Consider the following 17,770-nt stretch of genomic DNA (forward strand, 5'->3'; position numbering starts at 1 on the left):
ATGATTAAAGTTGCTGATATTATGACCCAAGATGTTGTTAAAATTCGCAGTTCAGCAACCATCTTACAGGCTGTTAAATTAATGCGAGAAAAGGTAATCCGTACCTTAATTGTAGATCGTCGTTATCCTGAAGATGCCTATGGAATTATTACTGAAACTGATATTATCAATGAAGTTATAGCTTATGGAAAAGATCCACAAAAAATCAGAGTTTATGAAATTATGACTAAACCCTGTATTGTCGTTAATCCTAACTTAGACATTAATTATGTAGCCAGACTCTTTAAAAATACAGGAATTCGTTGCGCTCCCGTCATAAAAGATGAACTTATAGGCATTATTTCTGTCACCGATATTTTAAGTAAAAGTGATTTTTTAGATAACCCTAGAGAAAAAATATTAATCCAAGAAATTGAACAAAAAACAAGAGAAGCACGTCATATTTGTCAAGAATTTTCTCATGATTCTCAAAGATGTCAAGAAGCCTGGCTTTTAGTAGAAGAATTGCAAGCAGAAGCGGCATTTAAAGAGGGTAAAAAGCCTAACAAAACTGCCTTACAAGAATATTTAGAAGAATATCCTGAAGCCACAGAAGCATTATCCTTAGATAATTGGTGTAGTGGCTAAAAAGTCCTAGGGGCAAACTAGAAAAATGGTAGGGGTGAATGGCCGTTGACCCCTACTATAAGGTAATTAGTAACCTAAAATTAACCTATTCTACCGCTAATATAATCTTTCGTTCTATCTTGAGAAGGACTATCAAAAATCTCCTCAGTTAGTCCAGATTCTACCATTTCTCCTAAATACATAAACGCAATATAATCAGAAATTCTCGCCGCTTGCTGCATACTGTGAGTGACAATAATCATAGTCACTTTTTGTTGCAGTCCACTCATTAATTGTTCAATACTATTAGTGGCAATAGGATCAAGTGCTGATGTCGGTTCATCAAAAAGAACAATTTCCGGTTCTGTTACTAATGCTCTGGCAATACACAACCTTTGTTGTTGTCCCCCAGATAACTCATAAGCAGAGGTATTTAGGCGATCTTTTACCTCATCCCATAAAGCAGCATCTTGTAATGCTTTTTCTACCTTTTCATCAAGAATACTGCGATTTCTTTCACCCCTTACCCGCAGTCCATAGACAACATTTTCATAAATTGACTTAGGAAAAGGATTAGGTTTTTGAAAGACCATACTGACTCGCATTCTCACTTCAATCGGGTCAACAGTAGGGCTTAAAATATTTAAAGAATCAACTCTAATTTCCCCATCATAACGATTTCCTGGATAGAGATCATGTAAGCGATTAAAACATCGGAGTAAGGTTGTTTTTCCGCAACCAGATGGGCCAATTAAAGCAGTAATTTTTTGCTCAGGTATAGTTAAATTAACATTTTTAATGGCATGGAAATCACCATAATAAAAATTAAAATTTTTGACTTCTGCTTTAGAATTAACGCTCTCTAAATTAGCTGAATTATTAGAAAAATGCTCTACCATTTGATTCCTTGACGTAGACGATAACGTAAATAAATTGCTAACCCATTAATGCCAAGAGTCATCATTAATAAAACTGTTCCCGCAGCAGCAGCATTGATTTGAAACTCTTGTTCAGGACGAGATACCCAAGCAAACATTTGAATGGGTAATACAGTAAATGGAGCATTTAACCAAGCAAAAAACTGTTGAAAGTTAAAGAAAGGAAAGGTATTTTGCAGAGGAATAAAAGGGAAAATGCTATCAAAAGGTGACTCCGGTAAAAAGGCAATAAATGTTAATGCACCAATGGTAATAACCGGAGCAGTTTCGCCAATTGCGCGGGCTAATCCGATGATAATTCCTGTTAAAATACTTCCTAGAGAATAGGGTAAAATATGATCCCAGACTGTTTGCCATTTCGTTGCTCCTACGGCAAAAGCTGCCTCTCTTAAGCTAGTAGGAATTGCCCGAATTGCCTCACGGGTAGTAACAATAACAACAGGTAAAATTAGCAAAGCTAAGGTTAATCCTGCGGTTAAAATACTCTGACCCAATTCCAAACGATAAACAAATAATCCTAATGCTAATAAACCGTAAATAATGGAAGGAATACCAGCTAAGTTAGTGACATTAATTTCAATGATGGCAGCTAACCAATTTTTGCGGGCATATTCTTCTAAATAAATACCAGATGCTAACCCGATAGGAATTGCAGCTACCGCAGTTACGAACATTACTAAACTACTTCCTACCCAAGCAGAAAGAATGCCCGCATTTTCCGCTTTACGGCTCGGAAAAGAGGTAAAAAATTGAGGGGTTAAACGGGGAATTCCTTCAATGACAATTTGTAAAATTAACCCCAATAAAATGAAGGTTGCCACAAAAATTATCAATAACCCAAAAATAGCAAATAAACTATCAATGAGTTGACGACGGGAGATTTCAGAACGAATTTGAGTTAACTTTGCTTGAGACATACAATTAATAAATTTCTCGATAATGTTTAGCCAAAAAATAACCGATTATATTTAACAGTAACGTCATCAAGACTAAGGTTAATCCAGCAGCAAAAATTGTTTGATATTCTAGGGTTCCATAGGGTAAATCCCCTAAACTTACTTGTACAATATAAGCAGTAATTGTTGCACCTTGTTCGAGAGGATTTAGGGTAAATTGAGGTAATAAACCTGCAGCAATCGCCACAATCATTGTTTCACCAACTGCACGGGAAGCACCTAAAATATAAGCGGCTCCAATACCAGAAATAGCGGCGGGAAAAACCACTTTTAAGGATGTTTGAAGACGGGTTGCACCCATTGCATAAGAACCTTCTCGTAAAAAAGTTGGAACTGCTCGCATGGCATCTTCACTAATTGAACTTATTAGGGGAAGAATCATTAATCCCATCACTAATCCACCACTTAACATATTAAATGTAGGCAAATCTGCTAATAGTTTTTGTAGCAAAGGAGTGACAACTAATAAGGCAAAATAGCCGTAAACCACGGTGGGAATAGATGCTAATAATTCTAAACTTGGCTTAACCCATTCTCTTAATTTAGGTGAGGCAAATTCACTCAAATAAATCGCCACAATAGTCCCGCAAGGAATTGCCAGTAAAAGGGCGACTGTTGAGGTGACTAAGGTGCCTGATAGTAATGGCAAAATGCCATAATGTTTGTCACTAAATAGAGGAGTCCATTCCGTATCGGTGAGAAACTGAATGATGGGAACTTGTTGGAAAAAATGCCAAGATTCTGTTACTAAGATATCCAGAATGCCAAAGGTAGTAGCAACAGAAGAAAAAGCTGCGATAAAAAGGGCAAACTCTATAACTTTCTCCCACAAATTGCGGATAAAACGAGAAGAAATCTGCCCTTGATGAATTTCCTTAGACAAAGGTTGTGTCATAATTTAGCGAATAGCTTGAGTAAACTTCTGCTTATGAGCTTGATAGTCGGTGCGAGGAATAGAACGCACTTCTTTGACTAATTTAGGCGCATTGTCTAAATAGTATTGTACGAATTCTTTAACAGCAGGTTTGCTTTTTGCAGCTTCAAGATTAACGTAAATAAAAATAGGACGACCTAAAGGTTTATAAGTCCCATCACTGACTGTTTTAGATGAAGGAGCAACCCCATCAATCTTTAACGCTTTGAGTTTATTTTCGTTTTCTTCGTAGTAAGTAAACCCAAAATACGCCAAGGCTTTGTTATCATTAGCAACCCCTTGAACTAACACATTATCATCTTCACTAGGAGTATAATCAGTGCGACTGTCTCCCGATTTACCCATAATTTCTTCGGTGAAATAATCAAAGGTTCCTGAGTCAGCACCAGGGCCATAAAGCTTTAAAGGCGCATCAGGCCAACTGGAATTTACCTGCTTCCATTTCATGATTTTTTTTGTAGCTGCGGGTTCCCACATCTTTTTAAGTTCCGCCGTTGTAATATTAGTTAAAGGGTTATCTTTTTTGACTACAACGGTAATTGCGTCATAAGCAACAGGAATTTCTAAATACTTAACTCCTGCTGCTTTACACATTTCCTTCTCTTTATCTTTGATGGGTCGAGAAGCATTAGAAATGTCGGTCTTAACAGCATTATTATCAGAACAGAATTTCTTAAACCCGCCCCCTGTTCCAGAGATACCTACTGTTACTTGAACAGCACCCCGTTTTTTGTTTTGAAACTCCTCAGCGACAGCTTCAGTAATGGGATAAACCGTACTCGAACCATCAATTTTAATGACTGCACGACCTTGAGAATTAACCGGAATATTGGTCAAACTAACTAAGGCTAAACCTAGGGCAAATGCACTAGCGAAAAGCCAACGATTGATTCTAAAGTTCATTGCTTGACTATCCTATGCTTTGAGATTGAACTTATTGGCTAGATGTAAGCCGGATCTATTATTTCAAATAAACTGTCTAATAGGGTTAATAATAAGTAAATAAACGATTAAACTTTAGCAAATAAATATTCATTAATTGTTTCTTAATACGTTGTTAATTTTTACCTGAAAAATTTTCTCCGTTGAGGGCAACAAACGGGTAAATTTATGACTATCATCTAAAAGGGAATGTTTACCCTAAAAACGTTGTACCTCATCCTGTTGAGAACATTTATATTGAGTCAGATGAAATTGATTAAGCAGACGAAAAATTGGCTTTTAAGCTTGCGGTTCTTATTTCGGCCTATGTTCGTTATTTCTCTGGTTTTGCATGGCTGGCTGCTTAATTTACCCCTTCCTTCTGCTTCTAAACCAGAGTCTAAGAAACCGGAAGAAATTAAGGAGAAAGTACAAATTACTCGGTTAATACCCCCTTCTTCTCAAAGCACTTCTCAAACTAAACCAACTCCCACCCCTGTCAAGTCTCCTCCTAGAATTAAACCGACACCTAGTCTTCCTAAAATTACAGCACCACGTCAACAAATCCCACAAATTTCATCACCTTCTCCTCAGCGGAAAATAACCCCTAAGCCTCAAAATTCTTCCCCTAAAAGTTCCTCACAACCGCCAAAAAAAGAAGCTAAACCCACCCCAACCCCGAAAGCATCTCCGAGTAGTCAACCCAGCCCAAAACCTTCCCCTTCCCAACCTTTACCAGAGGCAAAAATCGATAATTCTGCCGTTGCTAATGAAGCAGGTTCTAGTTTACTTGAAGAATTGCGTCCCAGAATTTTAAAACGCTTAGAACAAAGTACCAATGATTTAGCGGAAATGGAAAAATACCTAGATAGTTTGCCCATACAATTTATTAAAGATGAACAAATTTCTTTCTTTTTAACGGAACAAGAGCAACTAAAATCAGGGGTATTAGGCTCATTAAATATTCCACAAACTAATCCTACTAATGCTTTTTTTGACTATATAGAACCCGTCGTGAAAAATGAACTAGGATTTGAAATTACTCAATTAGAACCTGACTATGGAAACTCCATATTATATCAAGCAAAAAATTCATCAAACGTAGTTTTTTATATGAGTATTGTAAAATTAAAAGGAAGTGGTGCTTTCTTAGTTTTATGGCCAGATAACCCTAATAAACCTCAATAATAAAATATTACTTAAGGTTTAAGGCGATCGCTATCAATACAATGAAAAAAAACAAAATCTGAATTGCTGGTCAGGGATAGCAGTATAAAGAATTATTAAATTGTAGCGATCACACTTAACAAGTATGTTCTAGCATATATTTTTCTAGTACGGCATTAATTAAAGTCTGATATTCTTGGGAAGATTGCTGTTTATACCAAGCAACAACCGAGGGATCAAGCTGTAGAGTTACAGGAACTTTTATCGGAGGATTAACAGTAGCTTCTTGCCAAAATTTGGCATCAGTAGCAGGTATATCTGAATAATCTATATCAGAATCTTTTATCTGACCAAGGATCTTTAATTGTTCCTCTCTCGACATACTCATAATAAATCCTCCTTTCCTCTGCATTAGCGCGTCTTGTAGATATAAGCCGTATTTTCTGCCCTCGTAGAGTATACACCGTAACTAAGATAAATTCTCCTAAAAGTCCCAAAGCGATTAATCTTTCTTCGCCGTAGTCTCTGCGATTATCAGGTTTTGAGATCCAGACTCCTGAAAAGATTTCCTTAGCAAAATTAAAGTCGATCCCGTGTTTTTCGATATTGATGTTGTTCTTTTGGTCATCCCACTCGAACTCCATCTTTTGACTCTAACTCCATAAAATAATAAATTATACTGCGATCGCAAATAAATAACTACCTAACAATGTTAACGAAATTTTGAACACTATTACCGAATCCGACATACTTGATAACAATACTTCACGGAAATTGTTTTAATTTCCTTACAAATCATTTTTTTATTCCCCTTCAAATCCTAAAGAAACTCGCTCTCCTCCCACATCTCGCAATTGAGTTAATACTTGAATTACTTTTTCATAGGAAACATTGGGTTCTGCTACTAATAATATTATTCCCTCTTTCTCTCGATTCAAATAATCTTGGACGGGTAACATAACTTGCTCTAAATTGTCTAAATTATTGTTATTTATTTTAAACTTCTCATTAGATTGAATGGTAATTAATAAGTAATTAGGTTGTTTTGGGATGGGTTCATTCTCAGCTTTTTGCTCACTGGGTAACTGAATATTAACCCCTTGAGGACTGGGGGTTAATTCCATAGAAACAACCACAAAAAAAGCTAACACAGCAATCATAACATTGAGCATCGGGATAATATCAATATTTGGCATAGAAGAGCTATGACGTTGACTTTTAAAGCGCATATTACTCCTTATTTTTTATCATCAATTGCTAAAAATACTGAGCGATCACTAACGGTTCCTATCTTTTTTAAGAAGATAGAAATCTGCTGATAAGAAAGTTTTTTGTCAGCTTTTATAATTACTTGTCCTGATGGATTTTTAGACAAAAAATCTTCTATTTTTGTAATCAATTCAGGTTCCGTAAAAGTTTGATTAGCCATCAAGATTTTGCCCTGATTATTCAAGCCAACAATCAGGGTTTTGGGGTTTTCTTTATTTTGACTAGATTCCCCTTTAATACTGCTATTAGGAAGATTAATATTCCCTAAATTCTGCCCCGTCAATGTTATTGATGTGATAATAAAAAAGATCAAAACTGACATCATGACATCAATCATTGGCACTAAATTTACTTCAGGAATTGATGAGCCTCGCTGTTGTTTAAACCGCATATATTTCTTTTAATAATTCTCGACAGTAATGGAACTAGGGGGCGGTAAAACAGTTGTTCTTTGCTTATTTTGAACAGAAGGTTCATACCAAAATTGACGATAAATTAGTTCCAATTCTGTTCCTACTTCTGCAAAATAATCAACTTGGCCGGCTTGAAAAGTCACAGAAACCCGATAAATTAATAAAGCTAGAATAGCCACAATCATCCCTGCTGCTGTGGTAATTAAAGCTTCAGAAATACCCGCCGCAGCTTGAGAGGTTTCTGCCGCACTTCCCCCTTCTCCAATTTTTAAATTACTAAACGTTGTCATCAAACCTGTTACCGTTCCTAATAATCCCAATAAAGGAGCAACAGCAATCACAGTTTCTAAAAATTTATCCCCTTTTCGCATTTCAATAAACTCCTTATCTCCCCTCGCTTCCATTGCTAAACGAAAGGTTTCTGGTGTGGGTTGTTTTAATTGTAGGGGGGCTAATAAAAAGCGTCCAATGGGTAAAAAACGGGCGTGCTGAGCAATTTTTTGCGCTTCATCAAGATCGTAACGAGCCGTTTCTAAAACATCATGAACAATGCGATTTTCTTGACTTAAAAGACGTATCCAAAACCAAGTTCTCTCTAAGGCAATGGTGATGGTAAAAACAGATAAACCTAATAAGGGCCACATCACTAGGCCGCCTTTCAAAAATAAGTCGTAAACGTGGGTCATGAACCTAAAAAATTGCTATTATTTCTAGAAATTGACTGTTATCATTATTTGACAGCAAGGTTAAAATAACGTTAACTGATTGTTTTTTTGCTATAGTTGAGTTATTAGGGCTTAATATTATTAAGGCCTCTAGGATAAGATTAGGACTGGCATAAACAAACCTAACACCAAACTGAATGTCTCAAGAAAACTCACCTTCATTAATGATTCCTCAACTCATTGTCGGGTTAGGCAACCCAGAAGCAAAATATGATAAAACTCGTCATAATATTGGTTTTGAAGTCGTGGATAAGTTAGCCGATGCTTGGCAATTATCTTGGAAAGAAAACCGCCGTTTTCAAGGGATGATCGCGGAAGGAAACAGTCGCAATAATCAAAAAGTTTACTTGCTTAAACCCTTAACCTATATGAACCGTTCAGGACAATCTGTGCGGGCGGTTACGGATTGGTATAAACTAAATTCAGCCGATGTTTTAACCATTTATGATGATATGGATTTGCCCATCGGACGAATGCGAATGCGACTATCGGGTTCAGCAGGAGGACATAATGGGATGAAATCAATTATTGCCCATCTTGGCAACCAAAATTTTCCCCGTTTACGCATTGGTATTGGCAAGTCTAATCATACTGATGAAACGATTTCCCATGTTTTAGGGCGATTTTCTCCCGATGAAAAAGTTATTATCGATAAGATCTTTCCCCTAGTGGTAGACGCGGTGGAAATGAGTCTCAAACAAGGCATTGAAAAAGCCATGAGTCTCTTTAATAGTCAAACCGTCACTAAATAGGGTACAATGGAGTATTGTATGTTAATGATATTCGTGTAGTCTATTCACGGGAGGGGTCATTGGAGCCTAGATTTATTTTAAAAGTTCTTTGGTTAGATGCTAACGTAGCGATCGCAGTTGATCAAGTGGTCGGAAAAGGAACCAGTCCCTTAACCGCTTATTTCTTCTGGCCACGTAATGATGCTTGGCAACAATTGAAAGATGAATTAGAAGCAAAGCATTGGATTTCTGAAAACGAGAGAATTGAAATTCTTAATCAAGCAACGGAAGTTATTAATTATTGGCAAGATCTTCGCAACCAAAACAAAAACGTTACCATGAAAGAAGCTCAAAGTAAGTTTCCTGAAGTCGTTTTTAGTGGTAGTAATTAATACCATTTTCATCAACTTGGACTACAGATGTGGATGTTGTAGGGGTCAACGGCCGTTGACCCCTACGAGAATGTGTGGCTAGACTTTAGGGAATTGGTATAATCAAATTAACTAACAGAAAAGGGGGTTTGCTTTGGGTAGCAACTTCCTTTTTTGCTTTTCAAACCCCTGGGAAGAGAGAAATTTCCCTCTTCCTAATTTCTTCAGACTACAAAGGTCGATAAACCCGATAATTGATGTTGGGGAAGATATTATCAATTTCTTCCACCTTTTCTAACCAACCGGAATCAACCTTACCCTCTCTGAGATCGTCATAAAGCTTGTTGAGTCGCAATAAATGCGATCGCGTCCGACGCACTGCATAGGGAACCATAGTCCCTGTTCGCATAATAAAGGCCCAGTCAGAGGATTGAGCTAATAATAACTCCCGTGCGGCCTGATTTAAAGCCCTCCATTCCAACTCATCAGCAGGTTCGCGGGAACTCAATTCAATCATCCGTTCTGCTGCTTTATGGAGGTGGGGATAAATCCAGGTATTGGTATGGTTTAACCAATATTCATGGAACCCCTTATAACCCCAACTCGACTGAGAAGGACGACAAACCTGTTGAGTAGGATTATCCCGTAAATAGTCCGCTAAATGAGTCATATCAAAGGTATTTTGGTCATACCAGGACTTACGGAACAGGTAATCAATAAACCAAGGGCCCTCATACCACCAGTGACCAAATAACTCAGCATCATAGGGAGATACCACCAGAGGGGGACGTTGCATAATTCCCGCCAAATTCCCCACCTGTTGCTCGCGGTTGTACATAAAATTGGCTGCGTGTTCCGCCGCCTTTTCCTTAGCCCAATAGGGGTCATAGAGAGCTTTATCAGACATCGCCCCCTGACGATTAGTAATCTTATGATATTTAATCCCAATATTTTTGCGCTGACCATTTGGCATGATGTAGGGCTTAATATATTCGTATTCCGCTTCCCAGCCTAAATCTTTGTAAAATTCCCGATATTCAGGATCACCAGGATAACCCACCTTAGAAGACCAAACCTGTTGAGAAGATTCATGATCTCGTCCAAAGGCCGCCACCCCTGCTTCCGTAAAGATGGGGGCATAAGTGCCATAACGAGGGCGAGGACGAGCATATAAAATCCCATGACCATCCACTAAAAAGTAACGTAAACCAGCGTCCGCCAGCATCCGTTCTACCCCTTCATAATAAGCACATTCCGGCAACCAAATTCCCTTGGGAGGACGGCCAAAAGTTTCCTCATAATGCTCACAAGCGACCTTAATCTGGGCCCAAACCGCTTGAGGATACATTTTCATCAAAGGGAAATAACCATGAGTCGCCCCACAGGTAATAATTTCCAGGTTATTACTATCCAGAAATTGTTTAAAGGCTAGAATTAAATCCCCGTTGTGGCGTTCCCAGGTTTCCCGAATTAGAGCAAATTCCTTGTGATAGAACTCAGCCAAGTAGCGAATATGGCCATTATGTTCGTTATGCTCAATTTCCTTTTCAATCAGTTCTTGTAACTTGGCTAAATGCTCATCATAACGCTCTTGTAATAAGGGGTCGCGCAACATCGACACCAAAGGCGGTGTCATACTCATGGTGATCTTGAAATCTATGCCATCCCGCTTAAGTCCTTCAAAGACATGAAGGAGAGGAATATAGGTTTCTGTGATCGCTTCATAAAGCCATTCTTCTTCTAAAACATAGTCACTTTCCGGATGTCGAACAAAAGGTAAGTGAGCATGAAGGACAAGGGCGACGTAGCCAAGAGCCATAGTAGTTCCCAATCGTGACGATTTAAGTTTTTACGGTTAAACTTTAAGATTAAGTCTAGTTGATTTTATACTATCTTAAGATTCTAGAATAGAATGGATAGGAAAAAAAGCTTCTTGTGACCGAGCCTTGCAACAAGATTGTCCAATGGTTCCAATAAACATTAGAATCAATCCAATTCCTGCTTGCTGTCGGCTCGAAATAGAGTCTAACCTAATTGTAAGTATATAGTATTGAGTTACAGTGCTAGAACCTCCCAACCTCCAAACAACCACTGAATCTGCTCAGCCCGCGCTCCCATCAATTCAGCTACTGTTGTTTGTCGATGAGCGTCCCAGTTCTCATGAACATATTAAACAAATCCGAGATTATATTGAAACAGTCAAAAAGGATAATCCTTGTGACCTAGAAGTCATTGAAATTCATGAACAGCCCCACCTTGTCGAGCATTTTCGTCTAGTGGCCACACCAGCCTTAGTAAAAGTAGCACCAGAACCCAGACAAACCCTCGCCGGCAGCAATTTGGTCAATCAACTCAAGAAATGGTGGCCCAAATGGCAAGGGGTCCTAGAAGAACAAAAGACCATCAACCTGAATCACCAAGACGAGAATCATTCCTCTGGGATCATCAACTCCGTGGGCTATTCAGCCGAATTAATGCGCCTCTCCGATGAGATTTTTCGCCTCAAAAAAGAAAAAGAAGAATTATTAGAACAGCTAAAATTTAAAGACCAGGTTTTAGCCATGTTAGCTCATGACTTACGTAGTCCCCTCACTGCGGCCTCTATTGCGGTTGAAACCCTGGAACTAGCTCAGAATCAAGAAAATACGGCCCGTCATCACAAACTCAAAGAACAACTTCATCAACAGGCCCGTAAACAGTTTCGGGTGATGAACCGTCTGATTACGGACATTTTACAGGCCTCGAAAAGCATGAATGCTCAGTTAGAGGTACACCGCAGTCAAGTTAATCTACCTGCTTTGTCGGAAGAAATTTTATGCCAATACCAAAATTTATTGGCCGAAAAAACCTTAAAATTGATTAAGGACATCCCTCAAGATGTACCCGAAGTCTACGCAGACGAAGAATTAATTCGTCAGGTGATTGTCAACCTGCTTGAGAATGCGATTAAATATACCCCAGAGGGAGGAGAAGTGACTGTCTCAATTCTCCATCGTACTACCCAAAAAATACAGGTTAGTGTTTGTGATACCGGGCCAGGCATTCCCGAAGAAAAGCGGGAGCGAATTTTTGAAGGTCATTTCCGGTTAAAACGAGATCAAGGAAAAGAAGGCTATGGATTAGGTCTTTCTCTCTGCCGTAAAATTGTTCGTGTTCACTATGGCCAGATTTGGGTTGATAGTGTTTTCGGACAAGGCAGTTGTTTTCATTTTACGTTGCCTGTATATCGTTAAGGGGAACCATGGGTAATCTATTGATGAGGTGTGGTAGGTTCGTCTCACTAACTGAAAAGACAATATTCGCTCAATAATTTAACGGATATGCGTAAAGCCTTAATTATCGTCAATGCTGAAGTAAAAGCAGAAGGTACAATCTATTTGGCCTCCCCTGCAACGGAAAAAATGGTGATGGCCCTGGAAGCGGCGATCGCGGCTGATTCCCCCAAGACTCAAGTTGAGGTGATGGCGGCCGCTACTTTGTGGTCAAAAAACTTCAAAAGCCAAAAACCTGATGCTAATTTGCTCTATTGTCCCCTAACCATTGATATTCCTGCTTGGTTGCCCTTTCCAGGACAAAAAATTTATCAAGATTGTAAGGACGTTAAGGCCAGACGGCAATGGGTTGAAAAAAAACTGGGCCACAAAACCACTATTGGCGATACTTGGTTAGGGGATTTATGGTTACCTGTCGCTTTAACCCCAACGGAATTAGTCTATGGGGAAGTGATTGGGGAAGGAGCATTTCCTAATTCTTATGAGCAACCGATCAACCTTGATCGGGGTTTGCGTCGTCCTTTGTACGATTTAGCCCAAGGATTATTGGAATCCCTAGATGCGCCGCCTTCTGTTTACCTGCTGCAATTTCGGTTAAAAGGTCAGACCATTGTTTTTGACCGTTTATGGCCGTTTCCGGCTGCCCCCACTATCGCCTCTGTAAGATCTCAGCAACCTAATTTATTTACCTGCTATTGGCGTTGTTTAACCCATCAACCCATTGCTAATCTGACAGGCACTCCTGTCTAATTTTTCGCTAAAAAGGCTACAATACTAACATTGTAGCTGATTTCCAGGGAACTAGCATCAAGAGAGTTAACAGAAAATCTTGTCGCTCGTTCCCGATTCCTTTGTAATCATTAAATTGATATGTTAATTAAATGGAGTGAGTCGGTTAAAGATGGGGTTGAAGCGAGTAAACAGATCTTTGAATTAGCCAGAGTTCTCAAAGAAAATAAGGATAACGAAACTTTTAAAGAAGTCGTTTCTCAGGTTTCTTCTCTGCTGGATATTTTAAATGCTCCCTTGGGTCAAGTGGCGGCGGCTTCTTTACCTTTTGTTTCCATTGCCACTGGTATTATAACTTATATTGTTGAGAAAAATCAACAAGAACTAACCCTAGAACAAAGTATTGGATTAGTGGCACAAACCGCCTATTTAGAAAGTATTCAAAGTTTTTTTAGAAGTCATTTTGACTTGACACAAACCTTAAGTAAAGATCCCGCATTAGCAGCCACATCTCAAAAAATTAAACAGTTAGGTCAAACCCTCAATGTCGAACGAGAAGAGGCTGAACAAGCCTTAGTTTGTTTTCATGAATCAAAGTTAGCTAAACAATTTAATGACTTACTACAAACAAGATTAGAAGAATCAGGTATTTCTGAAAATAAAGCTAAAATTATTGTTGAAAGGATTTCTCGAAAAACCCATCGTTACCTTAAACCAAACTTTGCTAAGATCAAAGATAAAATACACAAATTATCTCCTATTTATGGCAAAAATTGGCAACAAGAACTAACTTTTAATTATGGCATAGAAAAATATCTTAAAGAGAAAATTGACCAAGAGCCTTTAGGGACAATTTTTGCTGAATCCTTTAGTTTTCATGATCTTTATGTAACCTTAAAAGTTCAAGGTGTAACTAAGGGAATCATTGATGACAATGCCCCCTATGAAAATATCGAAACTTGGGCAATTAATCATTTATTGAATCCTCATCAAGTGGGCAAAGTTTTGTTTATTCAGGGGCAGTCAGGAGGAGGAAAGAGCGTCTTTTGTCGAATATTTGCGGGAAGAATCAGACAATATTTACATCCCATTTATACCCCGATTTTAATTCGATTACGAGATATTAAAACTATTGAGAATAACTTTGAAAAAACCTTGGCATCTGCTATTGGTTGGGAATTTGCTACAGGTGATCACAATTGGTTAACTGATAAAAATACTCGCTTTCTTTTTATTTTAGATGGTCTTGACGAACTAATTTTAGAATCAGGTAAAAAAGATAGTTTACAAGTTTTTTTAGATCAGGTTGCCCATTTCCAACAACAATGTCAAGAAAATCCCGAACAAGGTCATCGTATTATTATAACAGGAAGACCTTTATCCCTTTACGGAATTGACGGGTTAATGCCCAATAATTTAGAATGGGTTAATTTAGCATTAATGGATGATGAAACCCAAAGCAAATGGTTAGAAAAATGGGAGCAAATAGTTGGTCTAGAAGAAGCACAAGAATTTCGTCAATTTTTATTTAATCAGCGTTGTCCTCAAACTATTAAAAAATTATCAAGAGAACCCTTGTTGTTGTATTTATTAGGAGCAATGCACCGAGATAAACAGGTGAATTTAGACAATTTTATTAGAGGAGAAGAAGAACAAGTCAAGGTCAATATTTATCAAAAAGCCATTGCTTGGATATTAACAAAACAACGGAACAAAAATCTTAACGAACAACTTTCTTCCTTAGAAATTGAAGATTTACATAGTGTTTTAGCGGAAGCAGGATTTTGTGTTTTACAATCAGGAAAAGAAAATGCTTTAATCCGAACAATTGAAGATCGCTTATTAGAAAAAGGTGATGAAAGTGCCAAAGAATTAATTGAAAAAGCGAGACAAAGTAAAGAAAAAAATTCCCTTAAAAATGCTTTAGCTGTTTTTCATTTTAAAAAATCAACCGATGTTAATAATCCTATAGAATTCTTTCATAAGAGTTTTGGAGAATTTTTGGCATCAGAATGTTTAGTAGAAAGTATGGAAGAATGGACACAAAAAGGAGGTAGTAGTAAAAAGACTTATTTTGTTAAAGATAGAGAATTTAGATGGCAAGTTTATGACTTATTTGGAGGAGGATATTTAAACCCTGAAGTGATGAGTTATTTGATGCCATTATTAAGACAAAGAAACATCAATTGGGTGACATTGTATGAAAGATTATATGAGTTTTATTTAAGTTGGAGTGACGGAGAATTTATCGAAGCACTGGATAGTTCGGATGATATGTTACCCTTGAAAAAAGCCAGGCAATTACAGAAATATGATTTAAAAAGAGGCCAGAGACAGGTGGATATTTGTACGGGATTAAATGTTTTAATTTTACTCTTAGAAATTAATCGCTATGCACAAAGTAATGAAATATTAAAAGATAAGATTAGTTTTTATCCCTGGGGAAATCCAGATATTAAAACGGAATTTGATGGTGATCGCTTACCAAGAATTATGGGTTATAGTGAGTGTTTAGGTAAGGATAAATTTAGGATTATTCTGGGCAAGTTTTTAGAAAATGTAAACTTCCAAGAGATTAATATAATGAATTAGAAAAGGATTAATTCTCAGAATAATTAATCTAAAATCAGTGAAAGATTAAGGGTAAGATAAGACCTATAATAATAATGATTGAACCCGTCACTAAAGAACCAAATCGAGGATAGCTGTTGACAGTTTTTTTGCCAGTTGATAACTCAATTAAATCTAGCCAAGGAGAAACACCCCTGCGAAACCATCCCACCGAACCGACAGAATTATCAATTAAATTTTTAACTTGAGTTGTACCAAACAAGAAATTACCAATGGCACCAAAACGAGAAGCATAACGGATAAAAATCATTCCCGTTCTATCTTGTAATTTCAAGTCAGAACCAAAGGCATAACCTGCATCACCGCGACCAATTAATTTACCTTTGAGTCGGACAGGTTTACCCCTGACAGGACTACTGTAGGGATCACACATTAAAGTAAACATATCTGAGTCAGGAGACTTTTGAAAATCAGGATAGATAAAGATAGTTTTTAGGATTAATCCTGAGCCAAAACCAAAGGTCAGAAAACTGAATAAAAGGACTGTGTTTTTGGTATTATTTATCATAATCATGCCAATAATAAATCCTAATAATCCCCCAATAATATGACTATTTCCTATAATTAATTCCAAGAAAAAAGTCTTTAAAAGTTTATTTTTATTGAGTTTATTTCCTTCTTTAATAATGCTGGCTATATTAAACTGAGAATCAATGCCCATTTGCTCAGCATAAGTACATAATGCTTGAATTCTTTTTCCCGTTAAGGGGTGAGTAGAATTTAACTCAGTTAATTTAGCCCAAGGATTAAATAAATCCCAAATAAATACTTTTCCTAACCGTTGAGAATCCGAAGTAATTCGATAAACTGTTCCCGCAGATGCTGCTGCTTTTGCATCACAAATTCCTAAAGCGCGGGTTCCTTGCATTAATTGACTGGGTTCTGGATTTTTGCTGTATTCTTCTGTAATACCATAAGCAATTTTAATCAATGCCCGTGACAGTCCATTAGGGTTTCCAGTCATTTCTGCGGCAAAATGATCTGCATAATATTCCCTGGTTCTCGACAAATAAAGCATTAAATAAGTGCCAATCACATAGAAAATATAAGCAGCAACTGAGGCTAATTTAACAGCATACTCTAACTTATTATCACCATCTCCTCCATTCCCTAATTTCCTAGCAAATAAATAAATTAAATAAGTAATTTGTACTAAGGTAGCACCCAAGGTCATAATAGCAAAATCCCAATGAACAATATGCCCTAATTCATGAGCATAAACTGCGGCAATTTCATCATCATCGAGATAAGTAAATAATCCTTGACTCACAACTACACGGGCATTACTAGGAAAGGAACCATAGGTGAATGCAGTGGGGTTTTGATCGTCAATAATTCCTAAACGGGGATGAGATAATTGTCTCTCTCGACAGATACGCAAAATCACTTCTGCTGCTTCGGGACTTTGACGTTTAATTTCTGCTAAATTGACCCAACGGGTTTTGTAAAGCCATTGTTGGGTAAAATCCATGATCAAGGGAGAAAGGAAAAATGTGACCCCATTAAACACTAAAGTAACAGCAATCGAGATTATTAATCCCAGACCAGGGTTTTTGTTATCGACAATAAAAAATAGACCAAGACACAATGATAAAACCATCCCCAACAGTAGAATAATGGTAAAACCAGAGGCGAATTTCAGACTATCAGCGATTTTAGGCATCATTAACCTAATTCCTGTCTGATTACCTCTTCCTGCTATCTGATAAAATTGGGGAGAATTGTCCTCTTGACGATTAGTAATAGTATCCTTACTAACCATACACAGAAAACTTTGGGCCCAATCTCGAATTTCTGTATTAGAATGTTTAACCAAAGTTTGGGTTAAGGCGATCGCTTTCTCTTGTTGACCATTTCCTCGATAGGCCCTGGCTAAAGCGATTAACCCTTGGATATAAAAGGGTGATTGCCGATCTTCATAATTCTGGCAAAAATTAGCGAGTAGGGCAACTGCTTCGGAATATTGTTGTTTTTGCAGGGCCTGCTGTCCGTCATTCAGTAAATTTAGTGACATAGGTTGTCTCTGGGATTGAAAAGAGAGGCATCTATCCTTAGAAGTACCCAATGTTTCCAGAAAAATTAACACCCTTAACAAAACAACAAGAAA

General features: G+C 37.6%; 18 protein-coding genes. 7 read left to right on the forward strand and 11 right to left on the reverse strand.

Annotation, left to right across the window (positions count from 1 at the left end; translation table 11 throughout):
- Complete coding sequence (locus tag VB715_RS08270; protein WP_323300722.1) at nt 1-627, forward strand: CBS domain-containing protein; 627 nt, start codon at nt 1-3, stop codon at nt 625-627.
- Between the two features lie 80 nt (nt 628-707).
- On the opposite strand, the gene pstB is transcribed toward VB715_RS08270, so the two are convergent.
- Genes pstB through VB715_RS08290 form a run of 4 tightly spaced genes read right to left on the reverse strand, consistent with a single transcriptional unit; the run spans nt 708 to nt 4,337 of the window.
- Nucleotides 708-1,505 (reverse strand): phosphate ABC transporter ATP-binding protein PstB, encoded by a 798-nt coding sequence (gene pstB, locus VB715_RS08275; protein ID WP_323300723.1) that lies wholly within the window; start codon nt 1,503-1,505, stop codon nt 708-710.
- Nucleotides 1,499-2,461: a phosphate ABC transporter permease PstA gene (pstA, locus tag VB715_RS08280; protein ID WP_323300724.1), complete on the reverse strand. Its 963-nt coding sequence runs from the start codon at nt 2,459-2,461 to the stop codon at nt 1,499-1,501. Before pstA ends, pstB begins: the two co-directional genes overlap by 7 nt.
- A 4-nt stretch (nt 2,462-2,465) precedes the next feature.
- Nucleotides 2,466-3,395, reverse strand: coding sequence for a phosphate ABC transporter permease subunit PstC (pstC, locus tag VB715_RS08285; protein ID WP_323300725.1), 930 nt, complete (start codon nt 3,393-3,395; stop codon nt 2,466-2,468).
- 3 nt (nt 3,396-3,398) lie between these two features.
- Nucleotides 3,399-4,337, reverse strand: coding sequence for a PstS family phosphate ABC transporter substrate-binding protein (locus VB715_RS08290; RefSeq protein WP_323300726.1), 939 nt, complete (start codon nt 4,335-4,337; stop codon nt 3,399-3,401).
- A gap of 285 nt (nt 4,338-4,622) precedes the next feature.
- Between VB715_RS08290 and VB715_RS08295 the strand changes: the two genes are divergently transcribed.
- A complete protein-coding gene (locus tag VB715_RS08295; protein WP_323300727.1) occupies nt 4,623-5,543 on the forward strand; it encodes a hypothetical protein in 921 nt (306 codons plus the stop codon).
- Nucleotides 5,544-5,658: 115 nt separating this feature from the next.
- Here VB715_RS08295 and VB715_RS08300 read toward each other — a convergent pair whose 3' ends face one another.
- The 5 genes from VB715_RS08300 to VB715_RS08320 form a co-directional block, all read right to left on the reverse strand.
- Nucleotides 5,659-5,910, reverse strand: a complete 252-nt coding sequence (locus VB715_RS08300) for a BrnA antitoxin family protein (protein WP_323300728.1) — start codon at nt 5,908-5,910, stop codon at nt 5,659-5,661.
- Entirely contained in the window at nt 5,855-6,166 is a 312-nt protein-coding gene (locus tag VB715_RS08305; protein ID WP_323300729.1) for a BrnT family toxin, read from the reverse strand. Before VB715_RS08305 ends, VB715_RS08300 begins: the two co-directional genes overlap by 56 nt.
- Before the next feature lie 159 nt (nt 6,167-6,325).
- Nucleotides 6,326-6,751: a biopolymer transporter ExbD gene (locus tag VB715_RS08310; protein WP_323300730.1), complete on the reverse strand. Its 426-nt coding sequence runs from the start codon at nt 6,749-6,751 to the stop codon at nt 6,326-6,328.
- Nucleotides 6,752-6,759: 8 nt separating this feature from the next.
- Entirely contained in the window at nt 6,760-7,182 is a 423-nt protein-coding gene (locus tag VB715_RS08315) for a biopolymer transporter ExbD (RefSeq protein WP_323300731.1), read from the reverse strand.
- Between the two features lie 9 nt (nt 7,183-7,191).
- The gene (locus VB715_RS08320; protein ID WP_323300732.1) at nt 7,192-7,890 is read right to left on the reverse strand and encodes a MotA/TolQ/ExbB proton channel family protein; all 699 of its coding nucleotides are present in this window, start codon (nt 7,888-7,890) and stop codon (nt 7,192-7,194) included.
- Between the two features lie 176 nt (nt 7,891-8,066).
- Here VB715_RS08320 and pth point away from each other — a divergent pair, with 176 nt between their 5' ends.
- Both pth and VB715_RS08330 read left to right on the forward strand, forming a co-directional pair.
- Complete coding sequence (pth, locus tag VB715_RS08325; RefSeq protein ID WP_323300733.1) at nt 8,067-8,681, forward strand: aminoacyl-tRNA hydrolase; 615 nt, start codon at nt 8,067-8,069, stop codon at nt 8,679-8,681.
- A 59-nt stretch (nt 8,682-8,740) separates the two neighbouring features.
- A complete protein-coding gene (locus VB715_RS08330; protein WP_323300734.1) occupies nt 8,741-9,052 on the forward strand; it encodes a 30S ribosomal protein PSRP-3 in 312 nt (103 codons plus the stop codon).
- 208 nt (nt 9,053-9,260) lie between these two features.
- On the opposite strand, the gene VB715_RS08335 is transcribed toward VB715_RS08330, so the two are convergent.
- Nucleotides 9,261-10,850 (reverse strand): glycoside hydrolase family 57 protein, encoded by a 1,590-nt coding sequence (locus VB715_RS08335; protein ID WP_323300735.1) that lies wholly within the window; start codon nt 10,848-10,850, stop codon nt 9,261-9,263.
- Nucleotides 10,851-11,091: 241 nt separating this feature from the next.
- Here VB715_RS08335 and VB715_RS08340 point away from each other — a divergent pair, with 241 nt between their 5' ends.
- The 3 genes from VB715_RS08340 to VB715_RS08350 all read left to right on the forward strand — a co-directional run bounded on the left by VB715_RS08340 (nt 11,092) and on the right by VB715_RS08350 (nt 15,624).
- Nucleotides 11,092-12,264: a histidine kinase gene (locus VB715_RS08340; protein WP_323300736.1), complete on the forward strand. Its 1,173-nt coding sequence runs from the start codon at nt 11,092-11,094 to the stop codon at nt 12,262-12,264.
- A gap of 87 nt (nt 12,265-12,351) precedes the next feature.
- Nucleotides 12,352-13,053 (forward strand): hypothetical protein, encoded by a 702-nt coding sequence (locus tag VB715_RS08345; RefSeq protein ID WP_323300737.1) that lies wholly within the window; start codon nt 12,352-12,354, stop codon nt 13,051-13,053.
- 120 nt (nt 13,054-13,173) lie between these two features.
- Complete coding sequence (locus VB715_RS08350) at nt 13,174-15,624, forward strand: NACHT domain-containing protein (protein ID WP_323300738.1); 2,451 nt, start codon at nt 13,174-13,176, stop codon at nt 15,622-15,624.
- Between the two features lie 34 nt (nt 15,625-15,658).
- Here VB715_RS08350 and VB715_RS08355 read toward each other — a convergent pair whose 3' ends face one another.
- Complete coding sequence (locus VB715_RS08355; protein ID WP_323300739.1) at nt 15,659-17,677, reverse strand: zinc metalloprotease HtpX; 2,019 nt, start codon at nt 17,675-17,677, stop codon at nt 15,659-15,661.
- Nucleotides 17,678-17,770: the final 93 nt, after the last annotated feature.

The sequence above is a fragment of the Crocosphaera sp. UHCC 0190 genome (genome assembly GCF_034932065.1).
In the GTDB taxonomy this organism is placed as follows: domain Bacteria; phylum Cyanobacteriota; class Cyanobacteriia; order Cyanobacteriales; family Microcystaceae; genus UHCC-0190.